The following is an 18,843-nucleotide window of genomic DNA, read 5'->3' as shown; positions in this document are numbered from 1 at the left end:
GAGTGCTCATCGCAATCTCGACCTACTTCCAACTCGCGAGGTACCTGACCGCACGGGACTCCGTGCCGTACTTCTTCTTACTGTGCTGCCTGCTCGACATAACGACGAACATCCGCGGTTTCGAGCGGCCCCTGGAGCCTGAAAGCCCTCGGGAACGCCCGGCGGCGGACCGCCAGGTCGAGACAGACCGAGGCGGGGTGCATATACGCACCCCGGCCGGGCAGCGTACCGCGATGGTCGGGGACGCAAGCGCCCTCGACCGCCACGATGCGCAGCAGTTCGCTCTTGGCCGCTCGCTCCCGGCATCCCACGCAGGTTCGCTCAGGGCATGCGCGGGCATGCGTCCGGCCAGACACTTCTAAGTCTACCTCCCCGTACCGACCTCACCCCTTTGGGGCAAAAATCGAACGGCTGTTGTCGTGATCTCGTCGTGGCAGAACGTAACCACGGCGCGATCTATTCCCGTGGCGGAGCTCAGTCCCGGTCGGCGCCCGCGGCCTGTCCGGCGTCCTGGCCGGCCGGCTGCTCCGTGTCCGGCCGGATGTCGATGCGCCAGCCGGTGAGCCGGGCGGCGAGGCGGGCGTTCTGCCCCTCCTTGCCGATCGCCAGCGAAAGCTGGTAGTCGGGCACCGTCACCCGTGCGGACCGGGCTCCCAGGTCGACGACCTCGACCTTGGAGACACGGGCCGGGGAGAGCGCGTTAGCCACCATCTCGGCCGGGTCGTCCGACCAGTCGACGATGTCGATCTTCTCGCCGTGCAGCTCGGCCATGACATTGCGCACACGGCTGCCCATCGGGCCGATGCAGGCGCCCTTGGCGTTGAGGCCGCTGCGGGTGGACCGTACGGCGATCTTGGTGCGGTGGCCGGCCTCGCGGGCGATCGCCGCGATCTCCACCGAACCGTCGGCGATCTCCGGGACCTCCAGGGCGAAGAGCTTCTTCACCAGATTGGGGTGGGTCCTCGACAGGGTGACGGACGGACCACGCACACCCTTCGCCACTCGGACGACGTACGTCCGCAGGCGCAGGCCGTGCGTGTACTCCTCGCCGGGCACCTGCTCCTGCACCGGCAGGATGGCCTCCAGCTTGTCGTCCAGCCGGACCAGGACGTTCTTCGGGTCCTTGCCCTGCTGCACCATGCCGGCGACGACATCGCCCTCGCGGCGCGCGTACTCGCCGAAGGTGACGTCGTTCTCGGCGTCCCGGAGCCGCTGCTGGATGACCTGGCGGGCGGTCGATGCCGCGATCCGGCCGAAGTCGTGCGGGGTGTCGTCGAACTCGCGGGCCTCCTGGCCCTCCTCGAGCTCGGACGGGTCCTCCTTCGCCCACACGGTCACGTGCCCGTTCTCACGGTTGAGCACGACGCGGGCGTGACGGCGGCTTCCCTCGGTCCGGTGGTAGGCGATGAGGAGGGCCGACTCGATCGCTTCGACCAGCAGGTCGAAGGCAATCTCCTTCTCCTGTGCCAAGCCCCTCAGGAGCTTCACGTCGATGTCCACGGCTACGCCTCCTCTTCCTTCTTGTCCTTGCGGCTGAATTCGATCTCCACGCGGGCCTTGGCGATCTCGTCGAAGGCGACACGGCGGGCGGTGGGCTTGCGCCCCTTCACACCCGGCACCTCCAGATCGAGGCCGTCGTCGTCCAGGTCGAGGATCCGCGCGACCAGCTCACCGCCCTCATGCAGGGTGAACCGGGCCAGCCGGCCCTTCGCGCGCACGTAGTGGCGGTGCTCCTTGAGCGGGCGCTCGGCGCCCGGGGAGGTCACTTCGAGCTGGTACTCGTCCTCGCCCATGGCGTCGGTCGCGTCGAGCTTGTCGGAGATGACACGGCTCAGCTCGGCGCAGGCGTCGAGGTCCACACCCTCTTCGGAGTCCACGACGATCCGCAGCACACGGCGTCGGCCGGCCCGGGACAGCTCGATCTCTTCCAGATCCAGATCCGCGGCGCTGACGAGCGGTTCGAGCAGTCCGCGCAGCCTCTCGCTCTGGGTGGTGCTCATCCGGGTGACTCCTCGGCCGCGTGTGCTGTTGTGGGTTTCGTCGCGTGTCAGCACAAAGGGTATCCGGTCCCAGGGGGTGTTGCCGTCCACCGGCGGCCGGGCCGCGGGTACGCTCGCCTGCGGTGATCACAGCGAGGCCTGCCGGCCCGATCCGGACGACAAGGCCCTGGGCCCGAGGAGAGACCGCATGCAGCGCAGGGGAACGACGCGCAGACGTGCGCTCATGGCGACCGGGGCGGCGGCGCTCGCCACTGGGCTGAGCGGGTGTTCGTCCGACGATCCGGCCGTCCCCCGGACGGCGTCCGGGGCCGCCTTCGCGGAGACGGCGCTGCGGCTGCGGAGCGCGGCTGCGAGCCGCGCGCTGCTCGCGCGGTACGACGCGGTCCTGCTCCTCCATCCCGGGCTGGCGGCCCGGCTGGCTCCGCTGCGGGCGGCCGTCGCCCTGCATGTGGAGGCGCTGTCGCCGGCGGCCGCCGCCTCTGCCGCGCCGTCCGCCACCCCCGGTGAGCCCGCGCGGCCGCGCGTGTCCGCCGACGCCCTGACCGCCGTAGGGGAACTGGCCACGGCCGAGCGCACCACCGCCGACGCGCACACCGCGGAGCTGACCGGCGCGCCGCCGGAGTACGCCCGGCTGCTCGCCTCGGTGGCGGCGGCCGGAGCGGCGCACGCGTACCTGCTGGCGAAGCCCTCGAAGCCCGCGAAGGACGGAGCCCGCTCGTGAGCACGCTGAAGGCCGCACAGGCGGCGCTGGCCGCGGAGCACGCCGCCGTGTACGGGTACGGCGTCGTCGGCGCCCGCGTCGGGGCCGGCCGCCGGACCGAGGCCACGTCCGCGTACGCGGCGCACCGGGCGCGGCGTGACGCGCTGGAGCGGACCGTGCGCGACCTGGGCGGGGTGCCCGTGGCGGCCGATGCCGCGTACGCGCTGCCGTTCCCGGTGCCGGACGCGGCCGCGGCGGTGCGGCTCGCGGCGGTGCTGGAGGACCGGGTCGCGGGCGTCTACTCCGATCTCGTACGGGCCGCCGAAGGCCCGCTGCGGCGGGAGGCCGCGGGCGCCCTGCGGGAGGCGGCGGTCCGGGCGGTGCGGTGGCGGGGCAGCGGCGTAGCCTTTCCGGGGCTCGCCGAGCGGAGCGCGGCGCGGCTCACAGCGCAGTGAAGGGGAACAACGCACGTATGGCTTTCGAACCGCCCCGGCGTCTGGTGCGGGCGCTCGGTGACAGTGACTGGCTGGGACAGCTGCCCAAGCTCTTCGACGAGGCGGTCTCCCGGTACGGCCTGGACGTCGAGCGGGTGATGGCGCCGGGCGGCCGGAGCGGCCTCGTCGCCCTGGTGCGGCGGCCGGACGGCTCGCCCGCCGCCCTGAAGATCGCGCCCCCTTTCGCCGCGCCGGAGCTGGAGCGGGCCGCTCTCGCGCGGTGGGACGGGTTCGGCGCGGTGCGGCTGCTCGACGGCTACGACGGGGTGCTGCTGCTGGAGCGGCTGCATCCGGAGGTGTCCGTACGTTCCCTGCCGGACTCGAAGGCGCTCCTGGAGGCGGCGGGGACGGTGCGGCGGCTGTGGGTCGAGCCGCCGGCGGGCCACGCCTTCGGGACGGTGGCCGACCGCACCGCCGCCCAGGCGGCCGCGCTGTCGGCCCGCGCCGACGCCGGGCCGCCGGGGCTGGTGGCGGCGGCGCTCGCGGCGCGGGAGGAGCTGGCCGCCACCTCCCCCGAACTCCTCCTGCTGCACGGCAACTTCCGCCAGGGCAAGGTCCTCGGCGGCGACCGGGTGCCGTGGCTCGCGGTCGGTCCGGAGCCGGTGGTCGGGGAGCGCGCGTACGACGTGGCGCGGCTGGTCCGCGACCGGGTCGAGGACCTGGTCGCGTCGGCCTCGGGCCCGTCGGCGGCCCGCCGCCGTGTGAACAGACTGGCCGACTCGCTGGACGTGGACCCGGACCGGCTGAGGGGCTGGACCCTCTTCCGCGCCGTCGAGTCCGGCACCCGCGCGGTGGCCTGCGGCCGTGGCACGGAAGGCGAACTGGCGCTGGAGTTCGCGGGCTGGCTGTAGCCGTCGCGCCACGGTGCCGTCGGCCCCGGGGGATCGTCCGGAACCGGGGTTCAGCCCTGGCTGCGCAGCCCGCTTCCCACCAGGGTGGGTGTGGGTTGCCGCTCCTCGCGGGTGATGCCGGACACGAAGCCGGGGCGGGCCGCCACCAGGCCGAAGGCCGTACCCGGGATCGCCAGGCCGAGCGTGAGGAGGAGTGGGCTGTTCCAGTCTCCCGTCAGTTCGTGGAGTGTCCCCATGGCGAGAGGTCCGAGCCCGGCGAGGAGGTAGCCGATCGTCTGTGCCATGCCGGACAGGCGCGCCGCCACCAGGGGGTCGGGTGAGCGCAGGCTCAGGAGGGTGATGGCGAGGGGGAAGGCGCTGCCGGTGGCGATGCCAAGGACGGTGATCCACACCCATCCGGCCTGGGGGGCGAGGAGGATGCCGCTGAAGCCCATCGCTTTCACGGAGGCCACGAGGACGACCAGCGGGCGCTGATCCTGCATGCGTGCCGCGCCGACGGGAACCAGGAAGCCCAGGGGGATGCCGATGGTCAGCATGGCCGAGGCCATCAGTCCCGCTTCGGCCGCGGTGAACCCCTGGTCCTGCATGATGGCGGGCAGCCAGGCCACCAGGACGTAGAACATGAGTGAGACCACGCCCAGGAAGGCCGACACCGCCCAGGCCAGTGGGGAGCGCAGCAGTGACGGTTCCCTGGTGTCGCGGGTGACCCGGCGTGCCGCGGCCGGGCGGGCGCGGAGGGAGAGCGGCCCCCACACCAGCACGGCGGCCAGTGAGGGAATGGCCCACACGGCCAGCGCCACGCGCCATCCCGCCACGTCGGTCAGGGGGACGGCGAGCCCGGCGGCGATGGCGCCGCTGACCGCCATGAGCGTCATGGCGAGGCCGGTGTAGAAACCGACGCGCCTGGCGAAGTGCTGCTTGATGACGACGGGCATCAGTACGTTGCCCATGGCGATGCCCGCCCCGGCGAGTACGGTTCCGGCGAACAGGGCCACCGGTGAGGCGACGGTCCGCAGCACGATGCCCACGGTGATGAGGAAGGCCGCCCCGGTGACGGTGGCCTCGGTCCCGGCCTTGCGTGCGATGGCGGGTGTGACGGCGGCGAACACCCCGAGGCACAGCACCGGCAGGGTGGTCAGCACGCTCAGCCCGGTCCCGCTCAGGTGGAACGTCGCTTGCAGGTGGTCCAGTACCGGCGGTATCTCGGTGATCGCCGCGCGCAGGTTCAGCGTGAGCAGCACCAGGCCGGCGAGAACCCATATCCGGGCGGCCTTGCGCGTGCGTAAAAAGGTCAAGGTCATGGTGGTGGTTCCCCCCGTAGAAAACGACGACGGCTCCCCTGCGCGAGAGGCGGCACCGCGTCGCGCGGTGTCTCTCGTGAGGGGAGCCGTCGCCTTTGCACCCGCCGTCCCCGGGGCGGTGTGCCGTACTGCTTAGACGAGAGCGGTGGTGGCCTGGCCCTTACCCGTGATCGGGCACGTGGCGGCCGCGGCGGCGGCCGCCGGCGTGGCCGTGGACTTGCCGCCGAGCTGGACCAGGATCTCCTCCGACAGCAGGTCCTGCTTGCCCTTGAGGGCGTTGGCGACCTGCTGGTCGGCGGAGAACACCATCTCCGCCGCGATGTTGTCCTGGACGATGCGCGCGAGGTTGTCCAGCGCGGTGAACACCGGGTCGGTCGGCAGCTGCGCGGTGACGATGTCGAGCAGGTGCGACTCGACGTGCGCCTGGTCCATGTACTGCTTGAGGATGATGCTGTTCTGGTTCAGAACGGACGTCGTCCAGATCGACAGGACGACGACGTAGAGCTCCTTCCAGGCCGTGTCGCCGACCTTCGCCTTCCAGCGGGTCATGATGTCCTTGACGCCGGCGATCTGCACCTGGGAAGCGAACTTCATGTTGGTGCGGATGTCGCCGTAGACGGCGCCGGAGAAGGCCTCGAACGTCTGCATCGTGAACGAGCGGTCCCGCACCGAGTTCTCGATGAAGTTGTGCGCCTTGTCGAGGATGTTCGCACAGGACGCCTGGAGCTGTGCGGGCAGCCGCGCGTCCTCGAGCTTCTGCCGGGCGGTCGTGATGGTCCGGTCGAACTCCTGGAGCGGGGCGATCCAGTTGGTGGTCGAGGGACCGACGTAGGCGACCATCTCCAGGTCGTGGGGGAACATGTCCCCCGCGGTCAGGTGCTCGGGCGGGACGCGCTTGTTCAGGTACGGCGCGATGATGCAGAAGATGCCCAGCGGGATGTGGGCGATCGACTTCGCCAGCTCGAACGTCTCGGAGATCGGCTGCTCGGAGATCGTCTGGCCGTTGTGGACCAGGAAGTACTTTCCACCCTTGGCATCGTTCTGGACGATGATCACCGGGGTGAGCTTCTTGATCAGCTCGGTCTTGAGCGTGGCGTAGTTGCTGCGCATGCCGACGTTGACCGCGAGGATCGCGTCGCGCGCTTCCCGCTTACGCGCGGCGTCCGCGTCGGTCAGCGCGGCACCGTCGGTCGCCGCGTCAACGACGGCTTCCTCGGCAGAGGCCTGCGTGGTGCCGAGCATCGTCACGGCACCGACCGCGGCAGCGGTACCGATGAACTTCCTTCTCGTGGCCAACTTCCGTAACCCCCCTGGGTGTTGAGGTGAACGGAGGCCCCCTCGGCCTCCGTGATCACCGTAGTGACCGGGCAGGCATTCGGGGAATTATGGGAAAACACAGCACTTGCCGGTACAGCTCGTTGAATTCCCGGGCCAAATTCACAAATGGAATGGACCCGAACTTTTTTCACAAACGGAATACACTGGGGCATTCTTTACAAGCGGAATGCACCAGAGCGCTTTTTACAAATGGAATGCGTCTACTCCTTTTTCTACAAACGGAATGCGTAAAAAAACCGCCGCAGGGGCGTCATGGACGGGGGGCCACGACGCCCCTGCGGCGGGGCTCCTCCGGGGGGAGGTAAGGGGGTCAGACCAGCGCGGCCGGCGACGGAACGACCACGCCGTACAGGTCCTCGATGGTCGCGAGCGCGGCGTTGTGGATCTGCGTGGCGGACAGGGTGTTGCCCACCGCGTTCAGCGGACGGGTGGCGCAGGCGTCCGCGACGACCGTGGGCTTGTAGCCGCGCAGGAACGAACCCTCGGCGGTGAAGGTCACGCACATGTTGGTCATGAAGCCGGCGACGACGACGTCCTTGTTCCCGGCCTTCTCCACGAGCTCGGCCAGCTCGGTGTTGTGGAACGCGTTGGGCACCGTCTTGACGACGACGGACTCACCGTCGATCGGCGCCACACTGGCGTGGATCTGGCCGATCTCGGCGTTGTTGTCGTACGGGGTGCCCTCGTCGCCGTGGGCCATGATGTGGATGACCGTGGCGCCGGCGGCCCTGGCCTTGCCCAGCAGCTCGGCGGCGGACTCGAGAGCGGGCTGCCAGCCGTCCAGCTCCATGACGCCGCGGGTGTAGGTGTTCTGGTAGTCGACCATGATCAGCGTCGAGCTGGCGAGCGACGCCGGGGTCTGGTCGAGGCCGCTGAGTTCCCGCAGGGTGGTCGAAGACATGGGTGCACCTTCTTGAACGTGAAGATCGGAATGCCTGAAGTGGCGTGCTCCACGCTACGAACAGAACCCATATGGCCACAATGTCAGGTAACTTGCAGATACTGACATCCACTGGGGGGTTCGCATGAGCGGCATCAAACGGTTCATCGTCGTACTGCTCTTCGAGGGCGTCGACCTGCTCGATGTCACCGGCCCGGCAGAGGTGTTCTCCCTCTTCCAGCGCGAGACCGGCGACGCGACCGGCTACCACGTGGCCCTGGCCGCCGAGACCCTCGACCCGGTCACCACCGCCGCCGGGGTCCGTGTCCTGCCCGACATGACCTTCGAGGAAGCGGCCACCCGCAGCATCGACACCCTGATGGTCCCCGGCTCGGTCGAGGTCGACGACCAGAGCCGCGTGCACGCCGTCACCGATCCCACCGTGGTCCACTGGGTGAAGGAACTGGCAAGCAGGTCCAAGCGCGTCGCGTCCGTGTGCGTGGGTGCGCATCTCCTCGCGGCCGCCGGACTGCTCGACGGCAAACGCGCCACCACCCACTGGTCGACCGCGCAGCAGCTCGCCGCCGATCACCCGGCGATCGAGGTCGACGCCGACCCGATCTTCATCCGCGATCAGGACGTCTGGACCGGAGCCGGCATCACCGCCTGCCTCGACCTGTCACTCGCCCTGGTCGCCGAGGACTTCGGTGAGACCACCGCCCTGCGCGTAGCCCGCCAGCTGGTCATGTACTTGAAACGACCCAGCGGGCAGAGCCAGTTCAGCGTCCCGACCGAACCCGCCCCGACCACCCGCCGCATGGACGACCTGCGCCACTACATCACGCAGAACATCGCCGGACACCTCACCGCCGCCGACCTCGCCGAGCACGCCCACATCAGCGAACGGCAGCTCGTCCGGATCTTCAAGACCGAACTCGGCATGACCCCCGCCGTCTACGTCGAGGCCGCCCGCGTCGAAGTCGCCCGCCAGCTGCTCGAATCCACCGACGACACCCTCGAACGCGTCGCGTCCGCCTGTGGCTTCAACACGATCGACACCCTCATTCGCGCGTTCCGCAGGAAGCTCAACACGACACCGACGGAGTACCGCGCCCGGTTCCGGCATTCCGTTTAGCGGGAGCGGGACCGCCGGGGCCGGTCGGACGGGGATCCGCCCGAGGCCGGCGCCGAACACGGCGCCGGCCTCCGGCTGTTGCCCCGGAAAGGCGGGGGGACCTGCCTACTTCTTGGTGGGGATCAGGTCGAAGTGGTCCTGCTGGTACTGGAAGAGCAGGCAGTCCGTGCCCTTCTCGCAACCGCTCAGGTGCGGCTTGTTGGCCGGGAGGTGGTAGTAGGAGCCGGCGGGGTACTGGATCCGCTTTCCGTCCATCACCGCGTAGAAGGTGCCCTTGAGGACGACCGTGGGCAGGTCCTGCTTGTGGATGTGCTCCGGGTTGTCCTTCCCCGCGGGGAAGTGCACGAACGCCTCGTAGTTGCCGGTCCCGGCAAGATCGCCCCGCACGTTCGAGTACTTCACCCCGCCGGTCCCCGGGAGCTCCGTCCACTTGCGGCTGGGCTCGGGGAACGAGAGGAACTGGGACTGGGACTGGGCCTTCTTCTCCGGGGCCACCGTCGCGCTCGGGGACGACTTGGTGGTGCTCTTGTCGTCCTTCGCCTCGGCGCCGGACGAGCAGGACGCCAGCAAGGCAACCGAAGTCATGGCAGCCATAACCGCGGATATCTTCCTCGCCTTGCCATGCATGATGTCTCCTTAGATTTTATGGATCGTCAGGGCGCATGCCGAAGGAGCGGGAAGCAACTTCGCGATGATGACTGCGAATTGCTTCTCGCGTGAGGCGAGCGCCGGTCATGTCTCCATCGTTCCTTCCTCGCCGACTGTCAGCAATGACGACTTAGCCGCAGATCCAGACATAGATCTGCGGCTAAGTCGTCAGGCACGATGACAGGGGCAGTCGCCCCCTGGACGGGGTCAGGCCGTGAGGCGGGCGAGGGCCTCGTCGACCGTGAGCTCCTCGCGTTCGCCCGTGCGGCGGTCCTTCAGCTCCAGGACACCCTCGGCGGAGCGGCGGCCCGCGACCAGGATCTTCGGCACGCCGATGAGCTCCGCGTCGGTGAACTTCACGCCCGGCGAGACGCCCGCCCGGTCGTCCACCAGCACCCGCACACCCGCCGCGCCGAGCTTCCCGGCGACGTCGAGGGCGAGCTCGGTCTGGAGCGCCTTGCCCGCCGCGACGACGTGGACGTCGGCCGGGGCGATCTCGCGGGGCCAGCACAGGCCCTGCTCGTCCGCGTGCTGCTCGGCCAGCGCCGCGACGGCCCGCGAGACGCCGATCCCGTACGAGCCCATGGTCACGCGGACCGGCTTGCCGTTCTGGCCGAGGACGTCGAGCTGGAAGGCGTCCGCGTACTTGCGGCCCAGCTGGAAGATGTGGCCGATCTCGATCGCGCGGTCCAGCTTGAGGTCCGAGCCGCAGCTCGGGCACGGGTCGCCGTCCTCGACGACGACCACGTCGAGGTGGTCGTCGACCTCGAAGTCACGACCGCAGACGACGTTCTTCGCGTGCGTGTCGGGCTTGTTCGCGCCGGTGATCCACGCGGTGCCGGGCGCGATGCGCGGGTCGGCGATGTAGCGGACCTTCTCCAGGCCCTGCGGGCCGACGTAGCCGCGCACCAGGTCCGGACGGCCCTCGAAGTCCTCGGCGGTGACGAGCTCGACCGCGGCCGGGGCCAGGTGGTCGGTGAGCTTGCCGAGGTCGACCTCGCGGTCACCCGGGACGCCGACCGCGACGATCTCGCCGTCGACCTTGACGAGGAGGTTCTTCAGCGTCGCGGACGCCGGCACACCGAGGTACTCGGCGAGCGACTCGATCGTCGGGGTGTCCGGGGTGTCCAGCTCCTCGACCGCCCCGTGCGCCGAGCCGTCCGCCGGCTTCAGCGCGAAGGTGACGGCCTCGGTGTTGGCCGCGTAGTCGCAGGAGGTGCAGTAGACGAACGTGTCCTCACCGGCGGCGGCCGGGGCGAGGAACTCCTCCGACGCCGAGCCGCCCATCGCGCCCGAGACGGCGGAGACGATCCGGTGCTCCAGGCCGAGGCGCTGGAAGATCTTGATGTACGCCTCGCGGTGCAGCGCGTACGACTCCGCCAGGCCCTCGTCGGTCGTGTCGAAGGAGTACGAGTCCTTCATCTGGAACTCGCGGCCGCGCAGGATGCCCGAGCGGGGACGCGCCTCGTCGCGGTACTTCGTCTGGATCTGGTACAGGATGACCGGAAGGTCCTTGTACGAGGTGCACTGGTCCTTGACGAGCTGGGTGAAGATCTCCTCGTGGGTGGGGCCGAGGAGGTAGTCACCGCCCTTGCGGTCCTGGAGGCGGAACAGCTCGGCGCCGTACTCCTCCCAGCGCCCGGTCGCCTCGTACGGCTCCTTGGGCAGGAGGGCCGGGAGCAGCACCTCCTGGGCGCCGATGGCGTCCATCTCCTCGCGCACGACGCGCGCGACGTTCTCCAGGACCCGCATACCGAGCGGCAGCCAGCTCCAGATTCCGGCGGCGTTACGGCGTACGTAGCCCGCGCGGACCAGGAGCTTGTGGCTGAGCGTCTCCGCGTCTGCCGGGTCGTCGCGCAGTGTCTTGACCATCAGACGGGACATGCGCTGGACCTGGGCTGCCATGGGTTTTCTCCTGCGTACAAGAAAGGGTGATGCCAGGAGGTTAGCCGGGCAGTCCCGAAGGGCGGAAATCAGTTCCCCCGCCGGCCCCGCTCACCCCGGACCCCCGGCCGCCCGCTCACCCCCGCCGCAAGGGCAACGGCGCCCCCATCACCGCGTACGGCTTCGGGGCACTCGGACTGCATCTCCCGGGGGCAACCCCCGGACCCCCGGCCCGCCCACTCACCCCCGCCGCAACGGCAACGGCGCACCCATCACCGCGTACGGCTTCGGGGCGCTCGGACTGCATCTCCCGGGGGCAACCCCCGGACCCCCGGCCCGCCCACTCACCCCCGCCGCAACGGCAACGGCGCCCCCATCACCGCGTACGGCTTCGGGGCGCTCGGGAACAGGACGTGGCGGGCCAGGTCCTGGTAGCCGAGCGCGCGGTAGAGCCCGCGCGCGGGGCTCTCGATGTCGATCGCCGAGAGGATCGAGCGGGGTTCGGCGGCGCCGTCCGTGATCGTGGTGATCAGGGTGCGGCCGATGCCGCGGCCCTGGAACGAGGGGTGGACGTGGAGCTCGGTGATGACGAAGGAGTGGTCGAGCCAGTACTCGGAGCCGTTGCCGCGCAGGTACGGCTCGACGACGGTGGACCACCAGTGGGTGCGGTCGTTGGGCTGGCCGTAGACGAAGCCGACGAGGCGGCCGTCGGGGTCGGTGGCGCCGAAGGCGCGGGCGCCCGGGTAGCGCAGGTGGCGCAGGACGATGTGGCGGCGGATCGCGATCTCGTCCTCGCTCAGCCCGAAGGCGAGGGCCTGTACCGCGAGGGCGTCGTCGACGCGCTCGGCGAGGTTGAGGGGGCCGACCACGACATCGTGTTCCATGCCGGAACCCTACTTGCCCGTGAAGTGATCAGAACAGCACACTCATGAACGCGCCCACCTCGCGGAATCCGACGCGGTGGTACGCCGCGCGGGCGGCGGTGTTGTAGTCGTTGACGTACAGGCTGACGACCGGTGCGACATCGGCGAGCGCGTAGCGGATGACGGCGGCCATGCCCGTCTCGGACAGGCCCCGGCCGCGGTATTCGGGGGCGACCCAGACGCCCTGGATCTGGCAGGCGTGCGGGGTGGCGGCGCCGATCTCGGCCTTGAAGACGACCGTGCCGTCGTCGACGCGGGCGAAGGAACGCCCGGCGCCGACGAGCTCGGCCACGCGCGCCTGGTAGAGCAGTCCCCCGTCGCCCGCGAGCGGCGAGACGCCGACCTCCTCGGTGAACATGGCCACGCACGCGGGCATGATCACGTCCATCTCGTCCTTGCGGACGCGGCGGACGGACGGGTCGGGGTCGATGTGCGTCGGCATCGACTCGGTGACCATCAGCGGCTGGTGGGCGCGGATGTCACGGGCCGGTCCCCAGCTCGGTTCGAGGAGCTGCCACAGCAGGGCGGTGGATTCGGCGGGGCCGACGATGGAGGAGCAGCGGCGGCCGGTCCTGCGGGCGCGTTCGGCGAAGGCGCGTACGGCTTCGGGGGTGGCGCAGATGGGGACCAGATTGGCGCCGGAGTAACAGAGCGAGCGCAGCCGCCCGTCCTCGTACCAGCCCCACATCTCGCCGCCGAGGCGCCAGGGATCGAGTCCGGCGACCTGGACACGGGAGGTGACGAAAGCGTTGGCGACGGGCTCGCTTTCGAGGAGGGCGAGCGCGGCGCCGAGGTCCCCGGGGTCGAGGACCCGGGTGGTGGTCTGCGTCAACACGAGGGCCGCTCCAACACTCCTTCGGCACCGCTCAGGGCCTGTTCCACTGATCTCCGCACTGTACCCGGAGATGCTTTGGCGCACCTCATACGCGGAAGGACCGGACCCCCGGCGGGGGTCCGGTCCTTCACTGAGCGTGTGTCCTCACGAGGCACGTCCTCGCGGTACGTGTCCCTCGCGGTACGTGTCCCTCGCGACGTGTCCTCGCGGTGCCCGGTGGGTCAGCTGACGGAGACCTGCGGCTCGCCCGAGGCGATGCCGGCCGCCTCCATCTCCTCGGCGATCTTCATCGCCTCGTCGATGAGCGTCTCGACGATCTTCGACTCGGGAACGGTCTTGATGACCTCGCCCTTGACGAAGATCTGCCCCTTGCCGTTGCCGGAGGCGACGCCGAGGTCGGCCTCGCGGGCCTCGCCCGGGCCGTTGACGACGCAGCCCATGACGGCGACGCGCAGCGGGACCTCCATGCCCTCCAGACCGGCGGTGACCTCCTCGGCCAGCTTGTAGACGTCGACCTGGGCGCGGCCGCAGGACGGGCAGGAGACGATCTCCAGTCGGCGCTGGCGCAGGTTGAGCGACTCCAGGATCTGGATGCCGACCTTGACCTCCTCCGCCGGCGGCGCGGAGAGCGAGACCCGGATGGTGTCGCCGATGCCCTCGCTGAGCAGCGCGCCGAAGGCGACGGCGGACTTGATGGTGCCCTGGAAGGCCGGACCGGCCTCGGTGACGCCGAGGTGCAGCGGGTAGTCGCACTGGGCGGCGAGCTGGCGGTAGGCGTTGACCATCACGACCGGGTCGTTGTGCTTGACCGAGATCTTGATGTCGCGGAAGCCGTGCTCCTCGAAGAGCGACGCCTCCCACAGGGCGGACTCGACGAGCGCCTCCGGGGTGGCCTTGCCGTACTTGGCCAGGAGCCGGGCGTCGAGCGAGCCGGCGTTGACGCCGATCCGGATCGGGGTGCCGGCCGCGGAGGCCGCCTTCGCGATCTCCTTGACCTTGTCGTCGAACTGCTTGATGTTGCCGGGGTTGACCCGGACCGCGGCACAGCCCGCGTCGATCGCGGCGAAGACGTACTTCGGCTGGAAGTGGATGTCGGCGATCACCGGGATCTGCGACTTCCTGGCGATCGTGGCGAGCGCGTCGGCGTCGTCCTGGGTGGGACAGGCGACGCGGACGATCTGGCAGCCTGACGCGGTCAGCTCGGCGATCTGCTGGAGCGTCGCACCGATGTCGGAAGTCCTGGTCGTCGTCATCGACTGCACGGAGACAGGCGCGTCGCCGCCGACTGCGACCGATCCGACCTGGATCTTGCGGCTGACCCGGCGGTCGGCCAGCTTGGTCGGAACGGACGGGATACCGAGTGAAATCGCGGTCATCTGCTGTGCAACCCCAAGGTCTGGATCAAGGTCCCGAGATCGGCGGGCTCCAGCCTCCGAGGTTACGCCACGGGTCACGGCGGCAGCACACCGATCCGTTGGTACAGCCCAAAGAGTGAGTGGCCGGGCGGCAAACCCCGCCCGGCCACTCCTCACCGCTTCCCGCCGTTCCTCGCCGTGCCCCGCTAGGAGATCTTCACCGGGTTTACGATGTCCGCGACCAGCACGAGCAGCGTGAAGCAGATGAAGATCCCGGCCACCACATAGGCGACCGGCATCAGCTTCGCGACGTCGAAGGGCCCCGGGTCGGGCCGCCGGAACAGCCTGGCGATGTTGCGGCGTACGGACTCCCACAGCGCACCCGCGATATGACCGCCGTCCAGCGGCAGCAGCGGCAGCATGTTGAACAGGAACAGGGAGAGGTTGAAGCCCGCGAGCAGCATCAGGAACGTCGCGATGATGTTCTCGGTGGGGGCGTCCATGTTGAGCACCTCACCGCTGATGCGGGCGGCACCGACCACGCCGACCGGCGAGTCGTCCTTGCGTTCGCCGTCGCCGAAGGTCGCGTCCCACAGGTCGGGGATCTTGGCGGGGAGCGAGATGATCGCCTCGGCGCCGTTCTCGATCATGTCGCCCATGCGGTCCAGGGACTGGCCGAAGGTCTGCGGCACGATCTCGGTGCTGGCGGCGAAGCCGAGGTAGCCGGCGGGGACGAACTTCCCGGGGATGATCTCGCCGTCGTCGTCCTTCGCTGCCACCCCGTTCTCCAGCAGTGTGGCCTTCAGGACCCGCTCCTGGCCGGCCCGTTCGACCGTGATGGTGGCGGGGCCGATGGTGTCGCGGATGCGGTTGGACAGGTCGGCCCAGTCCTTCACCGGCACCCCGTTGAAGGCGACGATCTTGTCGCCCTTCAGCAGACCCGCTCGCTGGGCCGGTGACACCGGGTCGCCCTTGGCGCAGGTGTCGCGGTTCTCGCTCTGGTCGATGACGCACTTCTGGACCCCGCCGACCGTGGTCGTCTGGGTCGCGGTGCCGAACGACATCATGACGCCGACGAAGATCACGAAGGCGAGCACCAGGTTCATGAACGGGCCCGCGAACATCACGATGACGCGCTTCCAGGGCTTGCGCGTGTAGAAGAGCCGGGTCTCGTCGCCGGGCCGCAGCTCCTCGAACGCCGCCGAGCGGGCGTCCTCGATCATGCCGCGCCAGGGCGAGGTGGAGCGGGCCTCCACCCGGCCGTCGGCGCCGGGCGGGAACATCCCGATCATGCGGATGTAGCCGCCGGCCGGGATGGCCTTGATTCCGTACTCCGTCTCCCCCTTGTGCCGCGACCAGATCGTGGGGCCGAAGCCGACCATGTACTGCGGTACACGGATGCCGAAGAGCTTGGCCGTGGAGAGGTGGCCGAGCTCGTGCCAGGCGATGGAGAAGAGCAGCCCGACGGCGAAGAGCGCTATGCCGAGGACCGTCAACAGAATCGTCATGCGCGAGCCTCCGCCGTAGCTTTGCCGGCCAGACCAGCCCGACCGGCCAGTTCCCGGGCGCGGGCGCGCGCCCAGGTCTCCGCCTCAAGGACGTCCGGTACCGTCAGCGAGGTTCCCCGAACACCCTGGTGCTCACCGACGACCGCCGTGACCGTCTCCATGATTCCGTTGAACGGCAGCCGCCCGGCGAGGAACGCGTCCACGCATTCCTCGTTCGCGGCATTGAACACCGCCGGAGCCGTACCGCCCAGTTCCCCGACATGCCGGGCGAGTCCCACGGACGGGAAGGCCTCCGTGTCGAGGGGGAAGAACTCCCACGTGGAGGCCTTGGACCAGTCGAAGGCGGGCGCGGCGTCGGGCACCCGCTGGGGCCAGCCCAGGCCGATGGCGATCGGGCCGCGCATGTCGGGCGGGGTGGCCTGGGCGAGGGTCGAGCCGTCCGTGAACTCCACCATCGAGTGGACGTACGACTGCGGGTGGACGACGACCTCGATGCGGTCGAACGGGATGTCGTAGAGGAGGTGCGCCTCGATGACCTCCAGGCCCTTGTTGACGAGGGTCGCGCTGTTGACCGTGATCACCGGGCCCATGGCCCAGGTGGGGTGCGCGAGGGCGTCGGCGGGGGTGACGTCGGCCAGCTCCGCCTTCGTACGGCCCCGGAAGGGTCCGCCGGAGGCGGTGACGACGAGCTTGCGGACATCGGCGCGGGTGCCGGCGGCCAGGGCCTGGAAGAGCGCGGCGTGCTCGGAGTCGACCGGGATGATCTGGCCGGGCTTCGCCAGCGCCGTGACGAGCGGGCCGCCGACGATCAGCGACTCCTTGTTGGCGAGGGCGAGGGTGCGGCCCGCTTCGAGGGCGGCGAGCGTCGGGGCGAGGCCGATGGAGCCGGTGATGCCGTTGAGCACGGTGTGGCAGTCGGAGGCGGCGAGGTCGGTCGCGGCGTCGGGTCCGGCGAGGATCTCGGGGAGCGGCTCGCCCGGACCGTAGAGGCTGCCGAGTGCCTCGGTCAGCGCCGGTACGACGTCCTCGCGCGCGACGGCGACCGTCCGCACCCGCAGTCGGTGCGCCTGCTCGGCGAGCAGCTCCACCCGCCCGCCGGCGGCGGAGAGGCCGGTGACGCGGAAGCGGTCGGGGTTGCGCAGGACCAGGTCGATGGCCTGGGTGCCGATGGACCCGGTGGAGCCGAGGACCACGATGTCCCGGCGGCCTTCGGAAGGATCGAAGGCGATGTGCGGGTCGGCCAGAGGGGATGGGCTGTCGCTCATGCCCCCCATTGTGGCCGCATCCGCTACCGGTTCGGTCACCACCTGTCACAACGTGGCGAAGGCCTCGTGGAAGCCGGGGAAGGTTTTGCGTACGCAGCCGGGGTCGTCGTACGTCATGCCGGGCGCGCGCAGGCCCGTGACCGCGAACGACATCACGATCCGGTGGTCGCCGTGGGTCGCGATCTCGGTGGCCTTCGGGGTGCCCGGTTCGATCTCGATCCAGTCGGGGCCGGTGGTGACGGTGATGCCGAGGGCGCGCAGGTTCTGCGCGCACGCCTCCAGGCGGTCGCACTCCTTGACGCGGGTGTTGGCGACGTCCTCGATGCGGACCGGGCCGGTGGCGAAGGGCGCGATGGCGGCGAGGGTCGGCATGGTGTCGGAGATGTCGCGCATGTTGGTGGTGAGGCCGCGGAGCGGGCCCGTGCCCCGGACCGTGGTGCCGTCCGGGGTGACGCGGACGTCCGCGCCCATGGCCTCGAGTACGTCGACGAAGCGCAGGTCGCCCTGGAGGGCGCCGGTGCCGAGGCCGGGGACGGTGATCTCGCGGCCGGGGGTGAGGGCGGCGGCGGCGAAGAAGTAGCTCGCGGTGGAGGCATCGGGCTCGATGGCGTAGGTGGTGGCGCGGTAGCCGCCGGGCGGGACGGTGAAGGTGTCGCCGTCGCGGACGACCTCGACGCCGAAGGCGCGCATCATGGCGATCGTGATCTCCACGTACGGGGCGGAGACGAGGTCCGTGACGGTGATGCGCAGGCCCTCGGCGGTGAGCGGGCCGAGCATGAGGAGCGCGGTGAGGTACTGGGAGGACTGGCCCGCGTCGAGGGTGAGTTCGCCGCCCTTGATGCCGGCGGCGGCGATACGGAGGGGGTGGTGGCCCTCGGCCGCCTCGTGGTGGAGGTCCACGCCGAGCGTGCGCAGGGCTTCGGTGAGCGGGCGGAGAGGGCGGCGGCGCATCTGCGGGGAGGCGTCGAAGCGGTAGGTGCCGTGGCCGGCTGCGGCGAGGGTGGGCAGGAAGCGGGCGGTGGTGGCGCCGTCGCGGCAGTACACGTCGGCGTCGTCGACGGCGGGGCCCTCGGGGCGGCCCTCGACCCGCCAGGCGTCCGGTGTGCGCTCGATGCGGTAGCCGAGCCGGGTGAGGCCCTCGGCGAACCCCTCGGTGTCGTCGGAGACGAGGGGCCGCAGGAGGGTGGTCGTCCCGTCGGCCGCGGCGGCGAGGAAGAGGGCGCGGGCGGTGACGGACTTGGAGCCGGGGATGTCGATGAGGGTCACGGGGGCATCCTGCCGCGTGCCGGGTCCGTCGTGGGCGGGCGTTCCGCAGGGCGGAACGGGTGGGCACAACCCCAGGGGCGGGGTGCCCCTTACGTGCCCGGCCCGCACCGGCCCGCACCGGGTCGCACCGGGTGCCCGGGGCGGGCCCTCCGAGCAGGTGCCCCGCACCGGGGTTCACCCGGGGCCCCGGGGCGGGCGCCCGTCGTAGCGGTGCCCGGAGTCGTGGGTTGTGCCCACCCGTCCCGCCCTGCGGGACGAATGCCCACAACGAGGGGGACGGGTGGGGCCCGCCCCAGCGGGACGAATGCCCACAACGTGGGGGGGACGGGTGGGTGGGCCCGCTTCAGCGAGGCGAACGGCCACAACCGGGGGGTGCCCCTATGGGTTTGGTCAACCCGTGGGGGCGGGTTGGGGGTCGTAGAAGGTGCCGTCGCGGAGCATGGCGAAGAGGACGTCGGCT

General features: G+C 70.4%; 18 protein-coding genes. 4 read left to right on the top strand and 14 right to left on the bottom strand.

The window, feature by feature from the left end; genetic code table 11:
* Nucleotides 1-77 precede the first annotated feature (77 nt).
* The 3 genes from ABT342_RS27715 to rimP all read right to left on the bottom strand — a co-directional run bounded on the left by ABT342_RS27715 (nucleotide 78) and on the right by rimP (nucleotide 2,000).
* Nucleotides 78-356 (bottom strand): YlxR family protein, encoded by a 279-nt coding sequence (locus ABT342_RS27715; RefSeq protein WP_351579497.1) that lies wholly within the window; start codon nucleotides 354-356, stop codon nucleotides 78-80.
* A gap of 118 nt (nucleotides 357-474) precedes the next feature.
* Nucleotides 475-1,500 carry a transcription termination factor NusA gene (nusA, locus tag ABT342_RS27710; protein WP_351579494.1) on the bottom strand — a complete coding sequence of 342 codons (1,026 nt, stop codon included), beginning with the start codon at nucleotides 1,498-1,500 and terminating at the stop codon, nucleotides 475-477.
* 2 nt (nucleotides 1,501-1,502) lie between these two features.
* Nucleotides 1,503-2,000, bottom strand: a complete 498-nt coding sequence (gene rimP / locus ABT342_RS27705; protein ID WP_351579492.1) for a ribosome maturation factor RimP — start codon at nucleotides 1,998-2,000, stop codon at nucleotides 1,503-1,505.
* A 187-nt stretch (nucleotides 2,001-2,187) separates the two neighbouring features.
* Between rimP and ABT342_RS27700 the strand changes: the two genes are divergently transcribed.
* From ABT342_RS27700 to ABT342_RS27690, 3 genes are read left to right on the top strand one after another with little or no spacing between them, the layout of a single operon-like run.
* Entirely contained in the window at nucleotides 2,188-2,721 is a 534-nt protein-coding gene (locus ABT342_RS27700) for a hypothetical protein (RefSeq protein ID WP_351579489.1), read from the top strand.
* Nucleotides 2,718-3,155 carry a ferritin-like domain-containing protein gene (locus ABT342_RS27695; protein ID WP_351579486.1) on the top strand — a complete coding sequence of 146 codons (438 nt, stop codon included), beginning with the start codon at nucleotides 2,718-2,720 and terminating at the stop codon, nucleotides 3,153-3,155. The genes ABT342_RS27700 and ABT342_RS27695 overlap by 4 nt, the downstream gene beginning before the upstream one ends.
* 17 nt (nucleotides 3,156-3,172) lie before the next feature.
* On the top strand, nucleotides 3,173-4,045 hold the full coding sequence (locus tag ABT342_RS27690) for an aminoglycoside phosphotransferase family protein (RefSeq protein WP_351579483.1): 873 nt from the start codon (nucleotides 3,173-3,175) through the stop codon (nucleotides 4,043-4,045).
* 50 nt (nucleotides 4,046-4,095) lie between these two features.
* Here the strand turns inward: ABT342_RS27690 and ABT342_RS27685 are convergent, their stop codons facing one another.
* The 3 genes from ABT342_RS27685 to ABT342_RS27675 all read right to left on the bottom strand — a co-directional run bounded on the left by ABT342_RS27685 (nucleotide 4,096) and on the right by ABT342_RS27675 (nucleotide 7,585).
* The gene (locus tag ABT342_RS27685; protein WP_351579480.1) at nucleotides 4,096-5,346 is read right to left on the bottom strand and encodes a CynX/NimT family MFS transporter; all 1,251 of its coding nucleotides are present in this window, start codon (nucleotides 5,344-5,346) and stop codon (nucleotides 4,096-4,098) included.
* 132 nt (nucleotides 5,347-5,478) lie between these two features.
* Nucleotides 5,479-6,642, bottom strand: coding sequence for a hypothetical protein (locus ABT342_RS27680; RefSeq protein ID WP_351579477.1), 1,164 nt, complete (start codon nucleotides 6,640-6,642; stop codon nucleotides 5,479-5,481).
* Between the two features lie 352 nt (nucleotides 6,643-6,994).
* On the bottom strand, nucleotides 6,995-7,585 hold the full coding sequence (locus tag ABT342_RS27675; protein ID WP_351579474.1) for a cysteine hydrolase family protein: 591 nt from the start codon (nucleotides 7,583-7,585) through the stop codon (nucleotides 6,995-6,997).
* 124 nt (nucleotides 7,586-7,709) lie between these two features.
* Here ABT342_RS27675 and ABT342_RS27670 point away from each other — a divergent pair, with 124 nt between their 5' ends.
* A complete protein-coding gene (locus ABT342_RS27670) occupies nucleotides 7,710-8,699 on the top strand; it encodes a GlxA family transcriptional regulator (RefSeq protein WP_351579471.1) in 990 nt (329 codons plus the stop codon).
* 105 nt (nucleotides 8,700-8,804) lie between these two features.
* On the opposite strand, the gene ABT342_RS27665 is transcribed toward ABT342_RS27670, so the two are convergent.
* The 8 genes from ABT342_RS27665 to aroA form a co-directional block, all read right to left on the bottom strand.
* Nucleotides 8,805-9,284 carry a cupin domain-containing protein gene (locus ABT342_RS27665; protein WP_351579468.1) on the bottom strand — a complete coding sequence of 160 codons (480 nt, stop codon included), beginning with the start codon at nucleotides 9,282-9,284 and terminating at the stop codon, nucleotides 8,805-8,807.
* Between the two features lie 270 nt (nucleotides 9,285-9,554).
* Nucleotides 9,555-11,252 carry a proline--tRNA ligase gene (locus ABT342_RS27660; RefSeq protein ID WP_351579465.1) on the bottom strand — a complete coding sequence of 566 codons (1,698 nt, stop codon included), beginning with the start codon at nucleotides 11,250-11,252 and terminating at the stop codon, nucleotides 9,555-9,557.
* Nucleotides 11,253-11,575: 323 nt separating this feature from the next.
* Nucleotides 11,576-12,115 (bottom strand): GNAT family N-acetyltransferase, encoded by a 540-nt coding sequence (locus tag ABT342_RS27655; protein ID WP_351579462.1) that lies wholly within the window; start codon nucleotides 12,113-12,115, stop codon nucleotides 11,576-11,578.
* Between the two features lie 28 nt (nucleotides 12,116-12,143).
* The gene (locus ABT342_RS27650) at nucleotides 12,144-12,989 is read right to left on the bottom strand and encodes a GNAT family N-acetyltransferase (RefSeq protein WP_351579459.1); all 846 of its coding nucleotides are present in this window, start codon (nucleotides 12,987-12,989) and stop codon (nucleotides 12,144-12,146) included.
* Between the two features lie 221 nt (nucleotides 12,990-13,210).
* Complete coding sequence (ispG, locus tag ABT342_RS27645) at nucleotides 13,211-14,365, bottom strand: flavodoxin-dependent (E)-4-hydroxy-3-methylbut-2-enyl-diphosphate synthase (RefSeq protein ID WP_351579456.1); 1,155 nt, start codon at nucleotides 14,363-14,365, stop codon at nucleotides 13,211-13,213.
* 185 nt (nucleotides 14,366-14,550) lie between these two features.
* A complete protein-coding gene (locus ABT342_RS27640; protein WP_351579453.1) occupies nucleotides 14,551-15,852 on the bottom strand; it encodes a M50 family metallopeptidase in 1,302 nt (433 codons plus the stop codon).
* Nucleotides 15,849-17,117 (bottom strand): 1-deoxy-D-xylulose-5-phosphate reductoisomerase, encoded by a 1,269-nt coding sequence (gene dxr, locus ABT342_RS27635; protein WP_351579450.1) that lies wholly within the window; start codon nucleotides 17,115-17,117, stop codon nucleotides 15,849-15,851. The genes ABT342_RS27640 and dxr overlap by 4 nt, the downstream gene beginning before the upstream one ends.
* Before the next feature lie 45 nt (nucleotides 17,118-17,162).
* Nucleotides 17,163-18,383: a 3-phosphoshikimate 1-carboxyvinyltransferase gene (aroA, locus tag ABT342_RS27630; RefSeq protein WP_351579447.1), complete on the bottom strand. Its 1,221-nt coding sequence runs from the start codon at nucleotides 18,381-18,383 to the stop codon at nucleotides 17,163-17,165.
* Nucleotides 18,384-18,843: the final 460 nt, after the last annotated feature.

Source organism: Streptomyces sp. NPDC000410 (assembly GCF_040300305.1).
GTDB lineage: Bacteria > Actinomycetota > Actinomycetes > Streptomycetales > Streptomycetaceae > Streptomyces.
The sequence above is the reverse complement of the archived record's forward strand: the minus strand, read 5'-3'. Positions and strand labels throughout refer to the sequence as shown.

Coding starts and splice junctions, on each gene's coding strand:
- dxr (WP_351579450.1), bottom strand. CDS start 17,117: ATGAGCGACAGCCCATCCCCTCTGGCCGACCCGCACATCGCCTTCGAT.
- ABT342_RS27665 (WP_351579468.1), bottom strand. CDS start 9,284: ATGACTTCGGTTGCCTTGCTGGCGTCCTGCTCGTCCGGCGCCGAGGCG.
- ABT342_RS27670 (WP_351579471.1), top strand. CDS start 7,710: ATGAGCGGCATCAAACGGTTCATCGTCGTACTGCTCTTCGAGGGCGTC.
- ABT342_RS27640 (WP_351579453.1), bottom strand. CDS start 15,852: ATGACGATTCTGTTGACGGTCCTCGGCATAGCGCTCTTCGCCGTCGGG.
- ABT342_RS27700 (WP_351579489.1), top strand. CDS start 2,188: ATGCAGCGCAGGGGAACGACGCGCAGACGTGCGCTCATGGCGACCGGG.
- ABT342_RS27675 (WP_351579474.1), bottom strand. CDS start 7,585: ATGTCTTCGACCACCCTGCGGGAACTCAGCGGCCTCGACCAGACCCCG.
- ABT342_RS27690 (WP_351579483.1), top strand. CDS start 3,173: ATGGCTTTCGAACCGCCCCGGCGTCTGGTGCGGGCGCTCGGTGACAGT.
- ABT342_RS27685 (WP_351579480.1), bottom strand. CDS start 5,346: ATGACCTTGACCTTTTTACGCACGCGCAAGGCCGCCCGGATATGGGTT.
- ABT342_RS27655 (WP_351579462.1), bottom strand. CDS start 12,115: ATGGAACACGATGTCGTGGTCGGCCCCCTCAACCTCGCCGAGCGCGTC.
- ABT342_RS27660 (WP_351579465.1), bottom strand. CDS start 11,252: ATGGCAGCCCAGGTCCAGCGCATGTCCCGTCTGATGGTCAAGACACTG.
- ispG (WP_351579456.1), bottom strand. CDS start 14,365: ATGACCGCGATTTCACTCGGTATCCCGTCCGTTCCGACCAAGCTGGCC.
- rimP (WP_351579492.1), bottom strand. CDS start 2,000: ATGAGCACCACCCAGAGCGAGAGGCTGCGCGGACTGCTCGAACCGCTC.